The sequence below is a fragment of the Eubacterium barkeri genome (genome assembly GCF_900107125.1).
Classification (GTDB): domain Bacteria; phylum Bacillota; class Clostridia; order Eubacteriales; family Eubacteriaceae; genus Eubacterium_O; species Eubacterium_O barkeri.
Genome location: NZ_FNOU01000002.1, coordinates 217816 through 238390, shown reverse-complemented (window position 1 = coordinate 238390; position 20575 = coordinate 217816). Strand labels below are relative to the sequence as shown.

20 protein-coding genes are annotated in these 20575 nt (G+C 42.0%); 18 read left to right on the top strand and 2 right to left on the bottom strand.

Translation table 11 applies throughout. The features are described 5' to 3' along the window. The first annotated feature begins 128 nt into the window (after positions 1-128). From proC to BLU30_RS02365, 14 genes are all read left to right on the top strand, one after another. Positions 129-941 carry a pyrroline-5-carboxylate reductase gene (proC, locus tag BLU30_RS02430; protein WP_090243109.1) on the top strand — a complete coding sequence of 271 codons (813 nt, stop codon included), beginning with the start codon at positions 129-131 and terminating at the stop codon, positions 939-941. Positions 942-1091: 150 nt separating this feature from the next. Then, positions 1092-2543, top strand: coding sequence for a 4Fe-4S dicluster domain-containing protein (locus tag BLU30_RS02425; RefSeq protein ID WP_090243108.1), 1452 nt, complete (start codon positions 1092-1094; stop codon positions 2541-2543). Between the two features lie 305 nt (positions 2544-2848). After that, positions 2849-3172 carry a hypothetical protein gene (locus tag BLU30_RS02420; RefSeq protein ID WP_143024192.1) on the top strand — a complete coding sequence of 108 codons (324 nt, stop codon included), beginning with the start codon at positions 2849-2851 and terminating at the stop codon, positions 3170-3172. Between the two features lie 34 nt (positions 3173-3206). Next, the gene (locus BLU30_RS02415; protein WP_090243101.1) at positions 3207-4256 is read left to right on the top strand and encodes a V-type ATPase subunit; all 1050 of its coding nucleotides are present in this window, start codon (positions 3207-3209) and stop codon (positions 4254-4256) included. Between the two features lie 18 nt (positions 4257-4274). After that, on the top strand, positions 4275-6233 hold the full coding sequence (locus tag BLU30_RS02410) for a V-type ATP synthase subunit I (RefSeq protein WP_090243098.1): 1959 nt from the start codon (positions 4275-4277) through the stop codon (positions 6231-6233). 16 nt (positions 6234-6249) lie between these two features. Then, on the top strand, positions 6250-6681 hold the full coding sequence (locus BLU30_RS02405; RefSeq protein ID WP_090243096.1) for an ATP synthase subunit C: 432 nt from the start codon (positions 6250-6252) through the stop codon (positions 6679-6681). Positions 6682-6685: 4 nt separating this feature from the next. Then, positions 6686-6988: a V-type ATP synthase subunit F gene (locus tag BLU30_RS02400; protein WP_090243093.1), complete on the top strand. Its 303-nt coding sequence runs from the start codon at positions 6686-6688 to the stop codon at positions 6986-6988. Positions 6989-7011: 23 nt separating this feature from the next. Then, positions 7012-7638, top strand: coding sequence for a V-type ATP synthase subunit E (locus BLU30_RS02395; protein WP_090243092.1), 627 nt, complete (start codon positions 7012-7014; stop codon positions 7636-7638). Beyond that, positions 7631-9403, top strand: a complete 1773-nt coding sequence (locus BLU30_RS02390) for a V-type ATP synthase subunit A (protein ID WP_090243091.1) — start codon at positions 7631-7633, stop codon at positions 9401-9403. The genes BLU30_RS02395 and BLU30_RS02390 overlap by 8 nt, the downstream gene beginning before the upstream one ends. 14 nt (positions 9404-9417) lie before the next feature. Continuing rightward, the gene (locus BLU30_RS02385) at positions 9418-10818 is read left to right on the top strand and encodes a V-type ATP synthase subunit B (protein WP_090243088.1); all 1401 of its coding nucleotides are present in this window, start codon (positions 9418-9420) and stop codon (positions 10816-10818) included. Between the two features lie 13 nt (positions 10819-10831). Continuing rightward, complete coding sequence (locus tag BLU30_RS02380) at positions 10832-11458, top strand: V-type ATP synthase subunit D (RefSeq protein WP_090243086.1); 627 nt, start codon at positions 10832-10834, stop codon at positions 11456-11458. Positions 11459-11620: 162 nt separating this feature from the next. Beyond that, the gene (locus BLU30_RS02375) at positions 11621-13024 is read left to right on the top strand and encodes a G5 domain-containing protein (protein WP_090243084.1); all 1404 of its coding nucleotides are present in this window, start codon (positions 11621-11623) and stop codon (positions 13022-13024) included. A 164-nt stretch (positions 13025-13188) separates the two neighbouring features. Further along, on the top strand, positions 13189-14196 hold the full coding sequence (locus tag BLU30_RS02370) for a coiled-coil domain-containing protein (protein WP_090243081.1): 1008 nt from the start codon (positions 13189-13191) through the stop codon (positions 14194-14196). Positions 14197-14241: 45 nt separating this feature from the next. Beyond that, positions 14242-15477 (top strand): murein hydrolase activator EnvC family protein, encoded by a 1236-nt coding sequence (locus tag BLU30_RS02365; protein ID WP_176770800.1) that lies wholly within the window; start codon positions 14242-14244, stop codon positions 15475-15477. Positions 15478-15537: 60 nt separating this feature from the next. On the opposite strand, the gene BLU30_RS02360 is transcribed toward BLU30_RS02365, so the two are convergent. Both BLU30_RS02360 and BLU30_RS02355 read right to left on the bottom strand, forming a co-directional pair. Beyond that, positions 15538-15849, bottom strand: coding sequence for a hypothetical protein (locus BLU30_RS02360; RefSeq protein WP_090243072.1), 312 nt, complete (start codon positions 15847-15849; stop codon positions 15538-15540). Positions 15850-15914: 65 nt separating this feature from the next. Next, a complete protein-coding gene (locus BLU30_RS02355) occupies positions 15915-16817 on the bottom strand; it encodes a DUF445 domain-containing protein (RefSeq protein WP_176770799.1) in 903 nt (300 codons plus the stop codon). 357 nt (positions 16818-17174) lie between these two features. Between BLU30_RS02355 and thrS the strand changes: the two genes are divergently transcribed. The 4 genes from thrS to rplT all read left to right on the top strand — a co-directional run bounded on the left by thrS (position 17175) and on the right by rplT (position 20439). Beyond that, on the top strand, positions 17175-19088 hold the full coding sequence (gene thrS / locus BLU30_RS02350; RefSeq protein ID WP_090243069.1) for a threonine--tRNA ligase: 1914 nt from the start codon (positions 17175-17177) through the stop codon (positions 19086-19088). 108 nt (positions 19089-19196) lie between these two features. After that, complete coding sequence (infC, locus tag BLU30_RS02345; protein ID WP_090243067.1) at positions 19197-19781, top strand: translation initiation factor IF-3; 585 nt, start codon at positions 19197-19199, stop codon at positions 19779-19781. 82 nt (positions 19782-19863) lie between these two features. Next, a complete protein-coding gene (rpmI, locus tag BLU30_RS02340; RefSeq protein ID WP_090243065.1) occupies positions 19864-20058 on the top strand; it encodes a 50S ribosomal protein L35 in 195 nt (64 codons plus the stop codon). Between the two features lie 24 nt (positions 20059-20082). After that, positions 20083-20439 (top strand): 50S ribosomal protein L20, encoded by a 357-nt coding sequence (gene rplT, locus BLU30_RS02335; protein WP_090243063.1) that lies wholly within the window; start codon positions 20083-20085, stop codon positions 20437-20439. Positions 20440-20575 lie beyond the last annotated feature (136 nt).

Genomic DNA, 20575 nt, shown 5'->3' with positions numbered 1-20575 from the left:
GGATATTAATATCCTAATCTTAATACAGAAAAAAGTCAATGCTTTTTTCTGATTTTATCTGTCTTGTTATTCTAACATAAATGGAGTAAAATGAGATAAAAGTAAGAAAATAACGAGGAGATACGATGATGAACAATATAATTGGTTTTATTGGTTGTGGAAATATGGCCCAGGCAATGATCACTGGGATTATTCAGGAAGGTTCTTATGGTCCGGAACAAATTTATGTGTCAGATCCGAATTCTAAAGCACTTAGTGAAATGAGAACACGCTGTGGCATTGTACCATCCCAGGATAATATCCCTGTTGCTGAGGTTTCCGATATTCTGTTTCTTGCGATTAAGCCACAATTTTATCCAGAGGTTATTGACCAGATTAAAGATTTCATTAAGGATGATGCGATTATTGTGAGCATTGGTGCCGGAGAGACAATTGCAACAAATGAATCCCGCTTTGGCCACCCCGTAAAGCTTATCCGCGTAATGCCAAACACACCGGCCATGGTCGGGGAAGGGATGGCTGCTCTTTCTCCAAATTCCCAGGTAACAAGGGATGAAGTACTGGAGATTAAGGATATCTTTGAGAGCTTCGGTCAAGCAGAAATTGTTCCGGAAGCACTAATGGACGCCGTTACTGCGGTAAGTGGTTCATCACCGGCATATGTTTTTATGTTTATTGAAGCCTTGGCGGATGGTGCGGTAGCCCAGGGGATGCCAAGACAGAAAGCTTATAAATTTGCAGCGCAGGCAGTTGCAGGATCGGCCAAAATGGTTTTAGAAACCGGCAAGCATCCCGGGGAGCTTAAAGATATGGTCTGTTCACCCGCAGGAACTACCATTGATGCGGTGGCGGCATTGGAAGCATCAGGATTTCGCAGTGCCATTATACAGGCTGTTGATGTGTGTGCCCGTAAATCCAAGGATATGGCTTCAAAAAGATAATATTTTGTCATTAAAGTTGGGGAAGTATGAAACTGCGCTAAATTATCAGATATATATTTGTTAACCCTTTGACAATCTTCCATCGATCGTTTAGAGTAAATACGGTCGAAATCTGACTGTGGATTGCTGAGATCGTCATGGAGGAATAATATGGCAGCAGATACTAATATTTTAAAGATTAAACATGATGTTTTATATGAAGTCGCACGACTCGCCTTTGAGGGAAACCTGGATGAGGAACGGGAGCATTTACCTAAAAAAATGATACCTGGACCCATTCCGCATTTCCGGTGCTGCGTTTATAAAGAAAGAGAAATTATCCGTCAACGTATTCGCCTTGCTGAAGGAAAAGCCGTCGGACCGGTTGACGATGGAAATGTCATTCAGGTCATTAGCTCGGCCTGTGAAGATTGCCCCATATCCAGTTACGTGGTGACGGATAATTGCCAGAATTGTTTGGGGAAGGGCTGTATTAATGCCTGCAAATTCGAGGCCATTACAGAAGGGGAAACCCGCTCAAAAATAGATCCTGTAAAATGCAAGGAATGTGGTAAGTGTGCTAAGGCATGTCCTTATAATGCCATTGCTTATCTAAAACGGCCATGTAAATTTAGTTGTCCGGTTAACGCCATTACCTACGATGAATATGGCGTTTCAGTTATTGATGAAGCACGCTGTATCCGCTGTGGTGCCTGTATCCATAGCTGTCCCTTTGGCGCCATTGGGACAAAAACCTTTATGTTGGATGTTATTGAGGCATTAAAATCAGGAAAAAATGTATATGCAATGCTTGCTCCGGCAACAGAGGGACAATTTGGGCCAGACATTACCATGGAGAGCTTTAGAATTGCAGCGAAGGAAGTCGGCTTTACTGATTTGATTGAAGTGGGATTAGGCGGTGATTTGACAACTGAAAGCGAAGCCCTAGAGTGGTATGAGGCATTTGAAAAGAATGAAAAGAAAACAACCTCTTGCTGCCCGGGATTCGTTAATATGATTTATCGTCATTATCCGGAATTAGAACCACATGTTTCCACAACAGTCTCACCCATGTGCGCTGTATCCCGGATGATCAAGTCTCAGGATCCGGATGCTATTACTGTTTTTATCGGCCCTTGCGTTGCTAAAAAGTCTGAGGTTGTCGATCAAAAAATTTCGGATAATGCAAATTATGTTTTAACCTACAGTGAGATCAGGGCTATTTTCAGAGCAAAAGAAGTTGTATTAAAGCCTGCTGAAAATTCTTATCAAGCCTCAACTGTCTACGGTAAGCGTTATGGGAATGCGGGTGGTGTCTCTGCTTCAGTTCTTGCTTATCTTGATGAAATTGGTGCAGAGCACGACGCCTTATCGGTCTGTGCGGCCAACGGAGCGGGGGAATGCAAAAAGGCATTAGCATTACTAAAGGCCGGTCGACTAAAGGATGATTTTATTGAAGGTATGGCATGTGAGGGTGGTTGTGTCGGTGGACCCAGCCGGATGAAGGACCCAATGGCAAGCAGGAAAGATCGGGATTTACTGATAAAAAAAGCCCAAGAAAGACAAATTACAGAGAATTTGAAATCTGTAGATCGCACAAAATTTTCGATGCATCGTGATTAATGCGTTCGAATCGCTCTAATGATGCTTGAAAAATAATTATTTTAATTCAAAACGCAACATTTAACAGGAAAAGGTCCGCACAATGGGACCTTTTCCTGTTTTTTAGCTCTAAAAAAGAAAATACTGTAAAAATTCTTTAAGAAAAGATGGGAAACAGGAACTTTTTGGTAGAAATTCACGACAATTTCCGTAATTTCTATAAGAATCCCTTTTCACTCATTGGTATCCTGAAAAAGCTTTTGCAAAGATTTTTCAAAGTGCTATAATGTAGACAATATTTCTAAATAGAAAAGGAGGTCCTGCATGTGTCGATGAATAGTGTCATTCGTCAGATTGTTAGTTTGGATAAACGGGCTGTAGAAATTCAGGCAAGCGCGATTGCGCGGGCGGAAAAAATCAGTGTGGATACCCAGGCTGATCTTAAAAAGCGTGAATCTGAAATCCTGTCTAAAGCCAAAGAAGATAGTGCGATGAATTATCGAATAGAAATTGAAAAAGCCCAAACAGAAAAAGAACTGACCATTCAAGAAATGAAGAATAATCTTGAATCGGCAAGGGCTCAGTACGAGTTGGAAAAAGCGGATTATGCAAGGCAAGTTTTAGAGAGCTTATTGCAGAAGGTTGATTAGATATTTAGTTATCTAGAAAAAGAAGTGGTGATTAATGGCTAACAGTAAACATTCCTGTGTTGATACTAAAGTCATGGCGATGAAGTCCCGGATGCTTACAAAGCTCGATTATCAAGCATTGATTCGGGAGCCGGATGTTGCGGGTGTTTTGTCTTATTTAAAAAGCGAGACGTACTATGCTCCTTTTTTAAAGGATGTCGATACTTTGCAGGTCCATCGTCAGGCAGTTGAGATCCCATTGAATCGAATGAAAATCCAGCAAATTGAAAAAATACTTCATTATCTCAGTGGAATGGAAAAGGGGTTTATCAAAACCTTTTTGATTCGTGCAGATATCGAGGCATTGCGGATCTTGATTCGAGGGATGGCCAGGGGAGAAAATCTGGAGAGTTTGGCACCTTTGCTCGTTTATTCAAAGGAGTATACCAATATCGACTTTGAGCATTTATTGAAGGCGGGTGATTGGGAGAGTTTTAAAAAAGTATTGGTACATACAGAATATTTTCGAATCTTAGAAATTTATAAAACAGTTTCAATAGACGAGGATTTATTCCCCATTGAGAAATCATTGGAACGCTACTATTATGACAAATTAAAGTGGTATCTGGATCGGTTGGATCAAAGGGAAAATAAGGCGCTCATTACCACAATGAGAAAGGGTATTGATCTGCTCAACCTTATCTGGCTATATCGTGGAAAGAAGTTTTATAATTTATCACGGGAAGAATTACTGGCATACAGTCTTCGTGGAGGACTCCGTATTAAAATGGAGGGGATTCAGAAGATGGCTGAGGTAAAGGATATGGATACCCTACTCCAGATGATGGAAAGCTATGATGAATATAAATTCTTGTTCAATCATCGGAAGACCATCGATTTGTATATGGAGCGCCGACGTGAGCGGTTTCTCTATTTTGCCTTTTTAAACCTATTCCATAAAAATGATTCGGGTATTGGAAAGGTGGTTGCGTTTATTCGACTGACAGAATTTGAAATTGAAGATGTCACGTCAATTATAGAAAGCAAGCGTTACCGCATGAGCATCGAAGAAACAGAAAAATTCCTAATTCGTTACTTTGATTAGGTGTGGAAGGAAGTAGTTATGGCGATTGAAAATGTTTTAATGATGAACGTTGTCGGAAAGATTACGGACGTCGATGCCTTTGCCAAAGATATGTTCCTGTATCAGGATATTCAAATCGTTGATACGATGAGTGAGATTGACGCAGGACGTTTTACATTACCAGTTTGTGAGGAGAACCTTGATGAATTGCTTGGTTTTGCCCGACTGAAATCTGGCGAAGATGTTGCGGACGAAAAGCCTTTCGTCGATATGGTTAAGAAACTCAGCACGCTTTATGATGATAAGCTTGAGTTTAATATGGAACAATTAAAGTCTTTGGATTTAAATCTAAGCAGTGTTCTGGAGCAGGAAAAGCAGTACGAAGCATTCATTAACACGGAATGCATGGCTCTCGAACCCAATCGAGCTCGGATTGCAGAAATTGAAAAAAGCATCACAGCCTATAGTTATCTCAAAGATTTAGATGTCCCTATGGCTGATTTAGATGGCTTAAAATATTTTTCTTATGTTTTAGGCTCTGTTTCAAAGGATAATGCTGCCCGATTAAAGAGTATTTATAATACCGTTACCTCCATTGTGTTTCATGTTGGAAACAATGAGAGCGAAGAAGTTTTCCTGATTATTTCGCCTAAGGATCTAGAAGTTGAAACACGTCGGATTCTGAAGGCATTAGGTTTTAAGACCGTTGAAGGCCTGGATCAAAAATATACCAAGGTTCCAAACGATATTTTGACGGACCTAAGCCTTGAACGCATTAAGCTTGAAAAGCAAATTGAATTATGTGAGTCTAAGATCCAGGATTATTGTCATGATAATCGTCGGGAAGCGGAAAATCTTTTTAATGTACTGACCCTATATGCTAATATCAATATCATGAAACGGCATATGGCCTTTTCTGAAGACAATTTTTATTTTTCAGGATGGATCCCTAAAAAGGATAAGGCAAAATTAGAGGGAATTGCAAAAAAATATCCTGGCATGATCGTGATGTTTAGCGAAGCGAATAAGTCAAATAAACCGCCTACAAAGATGAAGAATAATTGGGTTTTTAAGCCCTTTGAAGCACTGGTAAAAATGTACGGGGTGCCAGCTTATAATGAGTTAGATCCCACCCCCTTTCTCAGTGTGACGTATTTATTTTGCTTTGGATTTATGTTCGGGGATGTAGGACAGGGCTTGGTTCTGTTGCTGGGCGGCATAATCGCAGGCAAAAAAGGAATGGATTTAGGAAATGTCTTATCCAGAATGGCCATTAGCTCCATTATTTTTGGTTTTATTTATGGCAGTATCTTTGGGAATGAGACGCTTCTACCAACGCTTTGGGTTCGGCCATTTTCTTCAATCAATACAATCTTGATTACTGCCGTCATCGTCGGTGTCGCCATGCTTCTTTGTGGATATATCTATTCCATCATTAACAAACTCCACAGTGGAGACATTAAGGAAGGGTGGTTTGGTCCCAGTGGTGTGGCTGGTCTTGTATTATATATCACCTTGTTGGTATGTGTGTTAGGGACGCTCACAATTGGAGCAGGTGCAGTGATGCCTTTATACATTGTTGCGGCCGTTCTTGTGGTGCTTGTTCTTTTCCGGGAGCCCATTGCTAATACGATTCGCCATCGGAAGCTTTACGACTCGACAGCGGGTGACTACTACGTTGAAGCGGGGTTTGGATTATTTGAGATGCTGCTTGGGATGCTGAGTAATACCCTGAGCTTTATCCGTGTCGGTGCTTTTGCATTAACCCATGTAGGTTTATTTATGGCTTTTGAAACACTGGCGGAAATGGTTGGCGGCGGATTTGGCGGCATTGTCGTATTAATCCTTGGAAATATTCTTATTATCGTTCTGGAAGGTTTGATTGACTTTATTCAATGCCTGCGTCTCCAGTTTTACGAGTTATTCAGCAAATATTATACTGGCGATGGGGAAGAATTCATTCCCCTAAACACAGAAATTCAAAATGAAACCATTTAGTTCAAAGGAGTAAAAAATGAATGTTTTAACAATGATTACAGTTTTAGCAGCTTTACTGGTCCTCACTACAATTGCCGGTGGTATTTACTTTATTTATAAAGATACTCGTTCAGATCAGCCGCGTTTGAAAAAGTTTCTCCGTGTCAATTTGTGTGGATTTATCCCCACCATGGCGGCAGCCCTCATTATGTTTGCTCCAACGGCAGTTGCCGCTGCGACTGGAGATGCTGGTAATGCGACAGGCTTAGGATATCTTGGAGCTGCATTATCAACAGGACTGGCATGTGTCGGGGCTGGGTATGCTGTCGGTGTTGTTGGTTCTGCCGCTTTGGGGGCTGTCTCTGAAAACGAAAAAATTCTTGGGAAAACCTTGATTTACGTTGGATTGGCTGAAGGGGTTGCCATCTATGGTTTGATTATTTCTATCATGATTATTGGTAGTCTCTAAAAAAATGAAGTCTTACATCATTAGTGAGAATCGGGATTCTTTTTTAGGGATGAAATTAGCCGGCATCCAGGGGATATATGTGCGAGATACAGCGGATATTGAGAAAGCATTTAAAGGTGCACTTAAAAATCCCGAAATTGGCATTATTTATCTCACTGAGAAGGCCTATCTTAAAATTGAAGACCTTGTTTTAGAGAGCAAACGAAAAAATTTGTTTCCCCTGATTACCGTAATTCCTGATCGTTATGGATATGAGCGGCAGCAGGGGGTTATAACCCAATATATTAAAGAATCCGTTGGGTTATAATATAGCCAAAGGAAGTGGAACCTATGATATCAGTTGAACAGAAACTCAGCGTTTTCACCCAATACCTTTTAAAAAAGCAACGGGAAACGGGGAAGGAAATCATTGATGCGGCAAAGGAGAAAAAAGCTGCAGCAATTGAGGCTGCTGAGGAAAGATTAAAAAATGAAAAACGAAATATTGAGGAGCGAAATTATCATGTTATTTTTCGGGACAAAAATAAAATTATCGCCCAGGGAAAAAACGTGTCTAAAAACAATTTACTCGAACAGCGTAGTATCATTTTAGAGGATTTTAAGCAAACTATTTGGAATGAAGCTCGGGATTATATTGGGACTCCGATTTATAATGCTTATCTGGAAAAATGTCTAAAGAAAGTCCCGGGTATCTTTGGTAATCGTAAAGAGCTCATCCTTTTTTGTATTCCAGAGGATCGAAAAATTATTCAGGACTTGGCGGCGCAATGCTTGCCGGACTATAATTTATCCTTTGAAGATACACCGAAATCAGTCATTGGTGGAATCATCGTTCGAGATGTGGATAATCGCATTAATTGTGATTTTTCAATGGCAAATTTAGTCCGTGATAACAACAAATATGTCGGGATGAAGCTAAGTGAAATCATGGATAAACAGGTGATGAATAATGAGTGAAATCAAAGGAATTATCCAGGGGGTAAACGGGCCTGTTGTCACAGGCTATAATATGACCAGTTTCTCCATGCGTGAAATGGTCATGGTTGGTGATAAAAAGTTAATTGGTGAAGTGATCGTATTAGATGGTGATATCGGAACCATCCAGGTATACGAGGAAACGGAAGGGCTCATGCCTGGGGAAGAAATCCATCCTACAGGGCTGCCCCTTAGTGTTAAACTCGGTCCTGGAATGTTGAAAAATATGTTTGATGGTATTCAGCGCCCCCTTGAAAAAATACAGGAGTTATCTCCTGTATTTATTCCAGATGGCATTGGCTTGATGTCCATTGATGAAGATAAGCTTTGGAATGTGACCCTCAACGTCAAGCTGGGAGATCAGGTGGAACCGGGTCAAATTTTTGCCACCATCCAGGAAACCCTGATGATTGAGCATCGCTTGATGATCCCTCCAAACCTTTCAGGTGAAGTGGTGGATATCGTAGTGGATGGCAGTTATAATATCGAAACACCTATTTGTACCATAAAGGATGCAGAAGGTGAAAAGCACCTCTTAAAGATGTATCAGGAATGGCCAATCCGTAAGCCCCGTCCATCGGCCTTCCGTCGGGAACCAGAAAAACCCCTGATTACCGGCCAACGTATCATTGATTTCTTCTTTCCCATTGCAAAGGGTGGTACGGCAGCCATTCCTGGAGGCTTTGGTACCGGAAAGACCATGACCCAACATCAATTGGCAAAATGGTCAGATGCAGATATTATCATTTACATTGGTTGCGGGGAACGCGGTAACGAAATGACCGAGGTTATTGAAGACTTCCCTGGACTCATAGACCCTAAGTCAGGACAATCCATTATGGAGCGGACCGTTATGATCGCCAATACATCGAACATGCCGGTTGCTGCCCGTGAAGCTAGTATTTACACTGGGATTACCATGGCAGAGTACTTTAGAGATATGGGGTACGATGTCGCCATGATGGCTGACTCAACATCCCGTTGGGCCGAGGCTCTTCGTGAAATCTCTGGCCGTCTGGAAGAAATGCCCGCAGAGGAAGGATATCCTGCCTATTTGAGCTCCCGTATCGCAGAATTCTATGAACGGGCAGGTTCCGTTGATACTATCGGAGGCCGATTGGGCTCCATCAGCATCGTTGGAGCTGTTTCTCCAGCTGGTGGGGATTTCTCAGAACCCGTTACAGAAAACACAAAGCGTTTTGTGAATACATTTTTAGCCTTGGATAAAAATTTAGCTTACGCCAGACACTATCCGGCCATCAACTGGATGGAAAGCTATTCGGGTTATGTCAAGCTTTTAACGGACTGGTATGAAGATCATGTAGCAGAAGATGCCATTCTTTTGCGGAATAAAATGCTGGATATTCTTTTCCAGGAAAACAAGCTTCAGGAAATGGTTATGCTTGTTGGCGAAGATGCCCTCCCTGATGATCAGCGTTGGATTCTTCAGATATCCCGATTACTTCGATTGGGATTCCTCCAGCAGAACGCCTTTGATGATACAGACACTTATGTTCCCCTGGAAAAACAATATCAAATGCTTAAAATCATCGACTATCTGTATGAAAAAGGATTAGTCGGTTTAAAAGAGGGAATTCCGACCTCTGTATTATATAATGAGGCCATATTTGATCGTATTGTTAAAATGAAATATAATATTCCCAACGAGGATTTATCCGGTATTGAGGATATTCGTCAGCACATCGATACATTTTATGATGAGCTATTCAAAAAATATGAAGCGTAAAGGAGGCTGTTAATATGAGAAGAGAATATTTAGTCATTGATAACATTAACGGCCCACTCATTGAAGTATCAGAAGTAACCGATGTTTTTTACGGTGAAGTTGTTAATATCCAGGATCGCTCCACCGGGGAGATGAAAAAGGGAAAGGTCATTAAAATCGATGGTCAGACGGCAACCATTCAGGTTTTCCAGTCGACCTCAGGCCTGGCTGCTGAAAATGCCATTACCCGTTTTACCGGTGAATCCTTTAACATTCCCCTTTCCATTGATTTATTAGGGCGTGTCTTTAATGGGATTGGGGAACCTATTGACCATGGGGCGGATATTTTTTCGGACGAAGAGGCGAATATCAATGGGGCTCCCATTAACCCCATGAGTCGGAAATACCCTCGAAATTTTATACAAACCGGGATTAGCTCCATCGATATTTTGATGACCTTGATCCGTGGTCAAAAGCTTCCGATTTTTTCAGGAAATGGCTTAAGCCACAATGAATTAGCGGCCCAAATCGTTCGTCAAGCTAAAATTTCAGATGATTACAAAGAGGAATTTGCGGTTATTTTTGCGGCTATTGGGGTAAAACATGATGATGAAAAATTCTTCCGGAAAACCTTTGAAGAAGCCAATGTCATGGACCGTGTTGTCATGTTCGTTAATTATGCGGACGACCCTGTGGCTGAGCGTATCACAGCGCCGCGATGTGCTTTAACAGTGGCAGAATATCTGGCATTCCAAAAAGATATGCAGATTTTGGTGGTTATGAGTGATATTACGGCATATTGTGAAGCGTTGCGCGAGATTTCGTCGGCCCGGGAAGAAGTGCCAAGCCGTAAAGGGTACCCTGGGTATATGTATTCTGACTTGGCCAGCCTATATGAACGTGCCGGCATGCTTAAAAGCAGCAGTGGGAGTATTACCTTCCTGCCAATTCTGACTATGCCTAATGATGATATCACCCATCCTATTCCTGACCTTACAGGCTTTATCACAGAAGGACAGATTGTTTTAAGCCGTGATTTATTCCAGCGTAGCATTTATCCACCCATTGATATTTTACCATCGCTGTCCCGTTTGATGAAGGATGGTATTGGTGAGGGGTATACCCGTGAAGATCATCAGGATTTAGCGAATCAGTTATTTGCCGCCTACTCCCGAGTACAAGAAGTTCGGGACTTATCTCAAATCATGGGTGAAGATGATTTAAGCGCTACAGACAAGACATATATGGAGTTTGGCCGTGCTTTTGAAGCAGAATTCTTGACCCAGGGATTTGACGAAAATCGGACGATTTATGAAAGCTTAGATTTGGGATGGAAACTATTAACCATTCTCCCAGAAACAGAACTCAATCGCCTTAGTCCAAAACTGATTGAAAAATATCTGCCTAAGAAAAAATATTCTTTAGAAGCTAAATAGGGAGGCGATTCCTATGGCTTTAAAAATAACACCCACAAAAGCCAACTTGATCAAGAGCAAGGCACGTCTTTCTTTTTCAACCAAAGGATATAATCTTTTAGATAAAAAAAGAACTGTCTTGATTCAGGAAATTATGAAGTTGGTACAGCAGTCTGAAGAAATTGAAGCTAAAATAGGGGAGACGTTTAAAGAGGCTTATATTGCACTCCAACAGGTGACCATAAGCATGGGACTGAATCATCTTGATGAGTTCGCTCTATCTATTCCTCCTGAAGTCCCCTTTGATACACGGACCCGTAGTGTCATGGGGGTCGATATTCCAGAGTTGGTTATTCCAGAGTCCGACAAAGAAGCGCTGAACCTGCCCTATGGATTTTATGAAAACAATCCAGCATTAGATGTTGCAATAGCCAAGTTTAACGAGGTCAAAGAGCTTTCTTACCGACTTGCAGAAATTGAAGGAACGGCCTTTAGACTCAGTGTGGAAATTAAAAAAACACAGAAAAGTGCCAATGCACTGGATAAAATTCAGATTCCAAAGCTTAAAACGACAATTAAATATATCGAAGAAAGCATCGAAGAAAAGGATCGAGAAGAAAACTTTAGAATCAAAAAGGTAAAGAAACACAATCAAAAGTAACGATACGCACTAAAAACGCTGGTGAAACAGCGTTTTTTTTATAGAATTATTTCCAAAATTATTTCCCGAAAGACCTTCTTGCCGAAGTGATACAATCCTGTTACCATTTAGACATATCAAGTTGACTGTTCGTATACACGAACGATTAAGAAAGGAAGACTCATGGAATTTATCGCAAAGAACAAGAAGAAGATCATCGCATTTATAGTCATCGCGATTCTGGCTGTACTCACCGGAATGACCTGCTTTGCTAACATGAACAAACGTGTGGATATCAGCTATGACACGAATTCTGGAGCCAATGGAAGCGTTCAAACTAAGGCTGTTACAGGGAAAACTCAACTAACGGTGCGTGACCTTCTGACGAAAGAAGGATATACTGTTGATGAAAATCATTATAGCTATAGTGTTGATTTAGATGCAAAGGTACGAAATGTATCTGAGGTCAGCATCAAGCAGAAGGTTAGTGGAAATATCGAAGTAGATGGGCAAAAAATTGCTTTTACCTCATCTTCGGGAACAGTAGGAGATGTCTTAAATGAGAATAACATTTCCCTAGGGACAGAGGATTTGGTAACCCCCTCTACGACTGCTGCATTAACCACGGATGTTTCAAACATCAAAGTTACGCGCGTGATGACCAAGGATGAAACCCGGACAGAAAGCATTGCCTTTGCAACCCAGGAAGTCCAAAATGCTGACTTAGCCAAGGGAAGTAGTGAAGTAACGACGTTGGGAGAAAATGGCGTCAGCACCATCACGGATCGGGTAACCTACAAAGATGGCAATGAAACGGATCGGGTGAACGTCTCAAATGTGGTCACAAAGGAACCCGTAAACCAAATCGTACAAATTGGAACCAAGGTAACAACAACCAGTGAAGATCTTGTAACGGAAACAAGTATTCCATTTAGTACAGAAATAAAAGAAAATACCGATCTAGATGAAGGTGTTAAAAATGTCCTCACTAAGGGTGTTAATGGTTCCCGTAAATTGGTCATCCGTGTTACCTATGAGGATGGTGTTGAAGTTTCTCGGGAAACGATTTCTGATGAAACAACCAATCCCGTTAACGAAGTGATCGAAGTAGGAACTAAAAAAGCAGTTGTTGAGGAAAGTAAACCAAGTGAGCCAGAACCAACCCCAACTCCTGATACGGAAACGCCAACAGAAACGCCAGAGGATAACACTGGCAATAGCGGAAATAGCACTGGGAATGCCACTGAATCCATTAATCCGTCTGATTTTGATTTAATTTGTGCCATTGTTGCCCACGAAGGCGGCACTTCCTATGAGGGTGCTATGGGTGTTATCAGCTGCGTGATGAATCGCGTCGACTCTGGTGCCTGGGGCGGTCGTGATGCTGTAAGCGTATTAACGGCACCAGGACAATTTGCTTCCTATCTCGATGGATATTATAGGCAATATTTAGGTGCGGATATTCCCGAGGTAAGACAGGCCGTCAAAGACTGTATGGAAAACGGTGTCCGCAGTCACTCTTACACCAGCTTTAGAAGCTATCAAACCAGCGGCTCTGTTAACATTTGTGGAAACTGGTATTTCTAATAACGTAATGGAGGGAAGAAGATGTTACATATGATTTCATCACTAATTGCCGCCATGGTAATTTTTCGCTGGAGGCCACACAGCAGTTTAGAAAAACAATAACGAAGCAAGGGCCGTTGTCTATGGACAACGACCCTTAATGGGTTTTTTTGAAAGGGTTGCCTATGAAAAGAAAATCACAATTTATAATCATGATGATACTCTGTTTCTTAGCAGTATGCCATCCTGTGTGTGCAGAAGGGGAGATCACCACACAGTTAGACATGAGCCAGAGTACCATTGACGGTATTGTTGCTGAGTTAAAAAAAGCAGATACTTCCATCGCCACTCTTCAGGGACAGCAAGAAGCTCTCAATTCACAGGTTATCACCCTGACCGACGAAGTTAATGCCACACAATCGGAAATTGATACGATGAACACCATTATGGATCAATCCAGGGCAGAGCTAGAAGAACGGATGCGTGTCATGTATATGTTTGGTGGTGACAGTTATTTGGAAGTGCTTTTCACCTCTGAAGATTTAACGGACTTCTTTACCCGGGCCGATATGGTTGCCTCTATTTTAAAGGCGGATCGCCAGGTAATGGACAACTTAAAGACTCTACGTGCTCAAATAGAGGAAAAAACGCAGCTTCTCAATACCAAACATGCCATGTTGATTATGGCATCTCAATCACAGCAAAGCAATCAAGCAACACTCGACAATCTGTCACAGCAAAAAGAGCAGCTTTTAGCCTCAAATACAGAAGCACAGGCAACTTATGAGAATAGTAAAAATGTGACTTCAGCCGCAGGTGGTAGCTCATCAGTTACAGCTGGAAATGGTACTCAGAGTGCAAGTGCATCGGATTTTGATACAATCTGTGCCATTGTTGCCCATGAAGGCGGTACCTCCTATGAGGGATCCTTGGCGGTTATCAGCTGTGTAATGAACCGGGTGGATTCCGGGGCCTGGGGTGGTTCAACGGCTTTAGGTGTTTTAACGGCACCAGGACAGTTTGCTTCTTACCTGGATGGTTATTACACACAATATCTCGGAGCAGAAATCCCTGAAGTAAGACAGGCCGTACGGGATTGTATGGAAGGTGGCGTCAGAAGCCATCCATATATGAGTTTCAGAAGCTATCAAACCAGTGGCTCTGTTAATATCGGTGGAAATTGGTATTTTTAGGAAAGAATGAATGATTGATAATAGCATAATAAAAAAAGGTGTATGATGAAAAAATTTAGTCTCTTAGTCATGCTGATTCTTTCTTTTTCTATTCTGGCGCCAGGAGTCCTTGCAGCTTCACAGGCAGAGTTAGAACAACAAAAGAAAGAGGCCCAGGATAAGGCCGCAGCAGCTCAATATCAAATTGATATGACCCAAACCACAATAGAGGGAATCAACTCTGAATTAGAAAAATCAAATTCTGCCATTTCAAATTTACAGGCCCAAATGGACACACTCAACGGCCAAATTAACACCCTTAACCAAAGCATGCAGTCGACGCAGGGGGAATTAGATACTTTGAATGTAACCCTAGGACAACAGCAGCTTGGACTAGAGGAGCGCCTGCGGGTCATGTATATGTATGGTAATGAATCTTACCTGGAAATTCTTTTTTCCTCAACGGGGATGACGGATTTCCTGACAAAAATTGATATGATTGCCTCAATCATGACGGCAGACCAAAAATCGGTGAATCAAGTCAAGAACACATTATCTACCATAGACACAAAAAATAAAGAGTTGGTATCCCAGCGTGCCGCTGTGGAATTAGCCAAAAGTGAACAGCAGGCGCTTTTAGTCGGACAGGAAAATATCAAGGCTCAACAACAAACATTGTTGGCTCAAAATGGAGGGGTTTTGGAAGCCGCCAGGGAAGAGCTGGCCACAAGAAATGCTGAAATTGCAGCGGCAGAAGCGGAGCTCTCCGCTATTGTGCGAGATACCGCCGGTTCGGTCGATACATCACCCGGCCCATCAGAGGGGGGAAGTGATGGTGGCCCGTCCGGAGGGGGTAGCACCTCTGGAGATACTGGCGGAACCGGAGGCAGTGGTTCCGGCGGTGGCGCCGCGACGACGGGGTATCGATGGCCATCGGATTATTATACCATCACAGATTACTTTGGCCCCCGGGAATCCCCTGGAGAAGGGGCGAGTACCAATCATATGGGAATCGATATTGGTGCCGCTTTTGGTTCGCCTATTTATGCGGCGGCAAGTGGTCGTGTTACTTTAGCACGATATGCTGGAGGATATGGTAATTGTGTCATCATTGCCCATGATGATGGTTATTCCACGCTGTATGCCCATCAAAATGAACTTGCAGTATCTGCAGGGGAATATGTCACCCAGGGACAAGTCATTGGTTATGTGGGAAATACAGGGGCTTCTTTTGGTGCCCATCTTCATTTAAGTTTTATGAATTCAAATGGGGATTTTGTGAATCCATTGAACTTCTTATAAAAAATGAAAAACCTCAATCATCCCAGAATATTTTAGAAAAGGATGATTGAGGTTTTGTCTTTAATCGTTTTTTAATTTCTTGCGAACCTTGAAATAAATCACGGCGGCAACAATGAGAAGAATGATGAGCAAGGGGAGGAACCAAGCTAAAAAGAGGGAAATCTGGTAGCTCATACGGTACATCTGGATGCCATACTTAACCCCAAAATAGAAGCCAAATCCAAAGAGTGCAACGGCAAAGATCAACCCCGCGATGATTTTTGCCTTCCACGCACCTTTATTCTTTTCTGGGTCAGTGTATTTCTGTGGTGTCTTTTGAGCATTCTCTGCCTCAGTCTCACGAATCATTTCATCAAACTTTTGTTCTTCCATGTAAATCTCCTTTCCAAAGTTTTCCTTTATTATAACGTAATTTCAGTGGTTTGGAAACATTGCCTTTAAAAGAAATTCATAATGAATCCCATAATCAAGCCTAAAAGCCCTCCGAGCCACACAATGGCATTGAGCTCTTTTTTCATAATCCCCAAAAGGATATGTTCTAGTTCTAAAACATCAAAGCCATTAATACGATCTTCCACTAATTTAGAGAGATCCACAGCTTGCAGAATCTTCGCTAAAGAATTTTGAACGATGGTATGATAAAGGCCAAGTATCCTTTCCTTAACGATTGGAACTTTATGCCCATAGTCCTCATAGAGATCCACTAAGCGAACGTGGAGCAGTCCGTCACTCTCACGGACGACCGCTTCCGAAATTAAATCCTTCCCTTGGTCAAAAACCATATCATCGACCATGACCCGGATTTTTTCTTTCATTCCAACCACTGCGTCTTCACTGATGAGAAATGAAAAGGTGCTGTACAGGGGATTTTTTTGGACTTCTGCAATAGCGGCCTCGGCAACAGAGGCCCCTAGATCCAAAGAGCAGGCTTTTTTATAGATAAGTTCAATCAAACCCGTTTGTGCTTTTTCAATATAAGCATCTGTTCGATCAGTATCAAAGGCCTTACATAATACGTCCTGGACAGTGAGCGTACTCTCCTTATAATCATCAACGAGATGATCTAAAAATCCGGAAATTTTATTATCCATTTCCACAGACAGCAGATTTTCAGACAGGACACTTTCATTAATTAAAATCTCACCCACAACATCCCCACAGGATTTTGCAATACGGGCCTTTTCCTTAGGGATGATTCCTGGTGTAAAAGGCAAGGTGTGATTAAAAATTTTAATCGGATGTAAGGGCCTAAAAAGCATGCGGATGGCAATACCATTGGTAATGAGCCCAATGATACCACCAATCAACGGTCCAATAATATACGAAAAATCAACGTTCAATAAATCGACTCCTCTCAAAACAATCTTTATTTCATATTTTATGCCTTTTTCTTTCAAAAAACAATTGATTAATTGCATCATTTTGTCTATAATGATTTAAAATGATGATTGGGACGTTCATTAGCATCTTTTTTACAGAGACCGGATACATATGCTGGAAGTATTGGGAAAAGGACTAATGATGACCAGCCCAGGAGTTGGCCAGGGGAAATACTGGCCCGGAGGATCTCCGTTATCCCGGGAATGAAGTGGGCAGAAATGCCAAAAAGGGTGGAACCACGTTAATTGCGTCCCTTTGTGATTGTGAAGTCACAAAGGGATTTTTTGTATTATAATGAAGAAGGAGAACTTAACACAATGAATATTACTTTAAAAGATGGAAGTATTCGTGAATATGCCTCTGGCACAACAGTATATGATATTGCCAAGGACATCAGCCCAGGATTAGCCAGGAACCTTATGGCTGGTGAGGTCGACGGAAAGGTCATTGATGTACGTCGGCCCATCACAGAAGATTGTCAACTGAATTTATTAACCTTTGAAGATGCTGGTGGAAAGCATGCATTTTGGCATTCCGCATCCCATTTAATGGCCCAGGCCATCAAACGGATTTGGCCCGATGCCCAACTAACCATCGGACCTGCCATTGATAATGGCTTTTACTACGATATTGATATGGAGCATGTCCTGACTCCCGAGGATTTCAAAACCATTGAGTCTGAAATGAAGAAAATTGTTAAGGAAGCTCCGGATATCAACTATTATGAAATGTCCCGAAAGGAAGCCTTGGAATGGGCAGAAAAGGAAGGGGAAACCTACAAAACGGAATTGATTAACAATTTGCCTGAGGATGCCGTTATTTCATTTTATGGACAAGGAGAATGGGCAGATCTCTGTGCCGGTCCCCATCTTTTAAATGCTTCTCAGATTAAGGCATTTAAAATCCTCAGTTTAGCAGGAGCTTATTGGCATGGCGATTCCAACAATAAGATGCTCCAACGGATTTATGGGGTTGCTTTTCCTAAAAAATCAATGCTTGATGAGCATTTAGAACGTCTTGAAGAAGCAAAAAAACGCGATCATCGAAAGCTTGGTAAGGAATTGGGGCTTTTCTCCCTTCATGAAGAAGGCCCGGGTTTCCCATTTTTCCATCCCAAGGGAATGGTCGTACGAAACGAGCTGGAAAATTACTGGCGCCAGGAACACCGCCGCCGGGGTTATGTGGAAATAAAAACACCGATTATGCTCAATGCTGATTTATGGAAGCGCTCTGGCCACTGGGACCACTATAAAGAGAATATGTACTTTACTGAAATTGATGGCCAGGAGTTTGCGGTTAAGCCCATGAACTGTCCTGGAGGGATGCTGGTTTATAATAGTACACAGCATAGCTATCGGGAATTACCGATTCGGGCCGGGGAATTAGGCCAGGTCCACCGCCATGAACTCAGCGGTGCCCTCCATGGGCTTATGCGTGTCCGAACCTTTACCCAAGACGATGCCCATATCTTTATGATGCAGTCCCAGATCAAAGAAGAAGTAACATCTGTTATTGAATTAGCCGATGATGTTTATAACATCTTTGGCTTTAAATACAAGGTTGAGTTGTCCACCCGTCCGGAAGATTCCATGGGGAATGATGAAGATTGGGAAACAGCGACGGAAGCCCTCCGGGAGGCATTGGACGCCAAAGGGATTAACTATGTGATTAATCCAGGTGACGGCGCTTTCTACGGTCCTAAAATTGATTTCCATCTGGAAGACAGTATTGGGCGGACCTGGCAGTGTGGGACGATTCAATTGGATTTCCAAATGCCCGAACGCTTTGATTTAACCTATGTCGGAAGTGATGGGGAAAAGCATCGCCCGGTTATTATCCACCGAACCATCTTTGGTAGCATCGAACGTTTCTTCGGTATCCTGATTGAGCATTTTGCTGGGAAATTCCCATTATGGCTGGCACCTGTTCAAGTCGAGCTGATCCCTGTATCCGATAAGCACGATGCCTTTGCACGAAAAATCGCTGCAGAGCTCCAGGAAAATGATATCCGCGTCGATATCGATTTCCGGGACGAAAAAATTGGTTATCGTATCCGGGAAGCCCAGATGCAAAAGGTACCCTATATGCTGGTGATTGGCGACAAGGAAATGGACAGTGATATTTTAACCATCCGAAACCGGGATACGGGAGAGCAGGAACAGTTAACATTAGAAGATTTCAAGGCAAAGCTTAAAGAAGGAATTGGGTCCAAGGGATTAACCTTAAAATAATCCTTGACAAGTAGGGCATGAACGGGTATACTAATCAAGTAACGAAGTAGAAGTGTCCACTTCTCACCCCATGCCACAGGCATTGAGGTTATATCATTTAATGATTGAATGAGCAGGTGGACTACGTCCATCTGCTTTTATATTTTACCCAATGGGAGGTGTATTACAATAGCTAAAGACATTCAACACGAAATCAACGAACGCATCCGTGACCGGGAAATCCGGGTCATCGATTCCGATGGGAATATGCTCGGGGTCATGTCGTCAAAAGAAGCCCAGCGTATCGCTGATGAAAAGAATCTTGATCTCGTCAAAGTGTCACCCAATGCCAAGCCACCAGTCTGTAAGATTTTGGACTATGGTAAATTCCGCTACGAAGAGATGCGACGTCTCAAAGAAGCAAAGAAAAATCAGAAAGCAGTGGTCATTAAAGAAATCCGTATGTCTGTCCGTGTTGAGGAGCATGACATTCAGGTTAAGGCAAAGAATGCCATTAAATTCCTGGAACAGGGGAATCGGGTCAAATTAACCATTCGATTCAGAGGGCGTGAAATGGCCTATACTGAACAGGGAAAAGGCGTGCTGCTGGAATTTGCGAAACGGTTAGATGAGTATGGTACCGTTGAAAAGAATCCAAAGCTGGAAGGCCGGAATATGTCGATCTTTTTATCTCCGAAGAAGAAAGATAAGTAAGCGTTATATCGTATATTCTTGAATATACTTTATTATAAAAAAACTAAAACTCAAAATAAAAGTGCAGAGAGGAGGAAGAATCATGCCAAAGATGAAATCACACCGTGGTTCTGCAAAACGTTTTAAAGTAAAGAAGTCGGGTGTTGTCAAACGTAAACAGGCATTTAAGAGCCACATCCTGAATAAAAAGAGCCCTAAGAGAAAAAGAAATTTAAGAAAAGCAAGCTACTTAGTACCGAGCAATGCTAAAGTTGTTAAGAAAATGTTATTGAAATAATAGCGAGCAAGGAGGAACATTTTAATGGCAAGAATTAAAAAAGGCGTTAATGCCAAAAAGAAACATAAAAAGATACTGAAACTTGCAAAAGGCTATTATGGTGCCAAAAGCAAGCTTTACCGTCCCGCGAACGAAGCCGTCATGCGTGCGCTGCGTTCATCCTACAGAGGACGTAAGGAAAAGAAACGGAATTACAGACGTTTATGGATTACCCGTATCAATGCGGCTGCCAGAATGCAGGGCATGAGCTACAGCAAATTCATGTTTGGCTTAAAGCAGGCAAATGTTGATATCGACCGTAAAATCCTGGCTGATTTGGCAATGAACGATATGGATGCTTTTGTTCAATTAGCAGAAGTCTCCAAGGCCCATCAGGCTTAGTTCTGTTTTAGCAGATGAATAATAACCAAACCATCCTTTCCCAACGGGTAGGATGGTTTTTTCGGTCCTGAACACGAATCCCTTGCAATTTATTGGATTAGTGTTACAATGAGTCTCAACAAATCAATATCCTGCG

Excerpts from the sequence above, each read along its gene's own strand:
- BLU30_RS02375 (WP_090243084.1), top strand. The coding sequence starts at position 11,621 with ATGGAATTTATCGCAAAGAACAAGAAGAAGATCATCGCATTTATAGTC.
- BLU30_RS02380 (WP_090243086.1), top strand. The coding sequence starts at position 10,832 with ATGGCTTTAAAAATAACACCCACAAAAGCCAACTTGATCAAGAGCAAG.
- BLU30_RS02400 (WP_090243093.1), top strand. The coding sequence starts at position 6,686 with ATGAAGTCTTACATCATTAGTGAGAATCGGGATTCTTTTTTAGGGATG.
- BLU30_RS02365 (WP_176770800.1), top strand. The coding sequence starts at position 14,242 with ATGAAAAAATTTAGTCTCTTAGTCATGCTGATTCTTTCTTTTTCTATT.
- BLU30_RS02405 (WP_090243096.1), top strand. The coding sequence starts at position 6,250 with ATGAATGTTTTAACAATGATTACAGTTTTAGCAGCTTTACTGGTCCTC.
- proC (WP_090243109.1), top strand. The coding sequence starts at position 129 with ATGAACAATATAATTGGTTTTATTGGTTGTGGAAATATGGCCCAGGCA.
- BLU30_RS02385 (WP_090243088.1), top strand. The coding sequence starts at position 9,418 with ATGAGAAGAGAATATTTAGTCATTGATAACATTAACGGCCCACTCATT.
- BLU30_RS02395 (WP_090243092.1), top strand. The coding sequence starts at position 7,012 with ATGATATCAGTTGAACAGAAACTCAGCGTTTTCACCCAATACCTTTTA.
- rpmI (WP_090243065.1), top strand. The coding sequence starts at position 19,864 with ATGCCAAAGATGAAATCACACCGTGGTTCTGCAAAACGTTTTAAAGTA.
- BLU30_RS02370 (WP_090243081.1), top strand. The coding sequence starts at position 13,189 with ATGAAAAGAAAATCACAATTTATAATCATGATGATACTCTGTTTCTTA.
- BLU30_RS02410 (WP_090243098.1), top strand. The coding sequence starts at position 4,275 with ATGGCGATTGAAAATGTTTTAATGATGAACGTTGTCGGAAAGATTACG.
- rplT (WP_090243063.1), top strand. The coding sequence starts at position 20,083 with ATGGCAAGAATTAAAAAAGGCGTTAATGCCAAAAAGAAACATAAAAAG.
- BLU30_RS02390 (WP_090243091.1), top strand. The coding sequence starts at position 7,631 with ATGAGTGAAATCAAAGGAATTATCCAGGGGGTAAACGGGCCTGTTGTC.
- BLU30_RS02425 (WP_090243108.1), top strand. The coding sequence starts at position 1,092 with ATGGCAGCAGATACTAATATTTTAAAGATTAAACATGATGTTTTATAT.
- BLU30_RS02415 (WP_090243101.1), top strand. The coding sequence starts at position 3,207 with ATGGCTAACAGTAAACATTCCTGTGTTGATACTAAAGTCATGGCGATG.
- thrS (WP_090243069.1), top strand. The coding sequence starts at position 17,175 with ATGAATATTACTTTAAAAGATGGAAGTATTCGTGAATATGCCTCTGGC.
- BLU30_RS02360 (WP_090243072.1), bottom strand. The coding sequence starts at position 15,849 with ATGGAAGAACAAAAGTTTGATGAAATGATTCGTGAGACTGAGGCAGAG.
- infC (WP_090243067.1), top strand. The coding sequence starts at position 19,197 with ATGAGCAGGTGGACTACGTCCATCTGCTTTTATATTTTACCCAATGGG.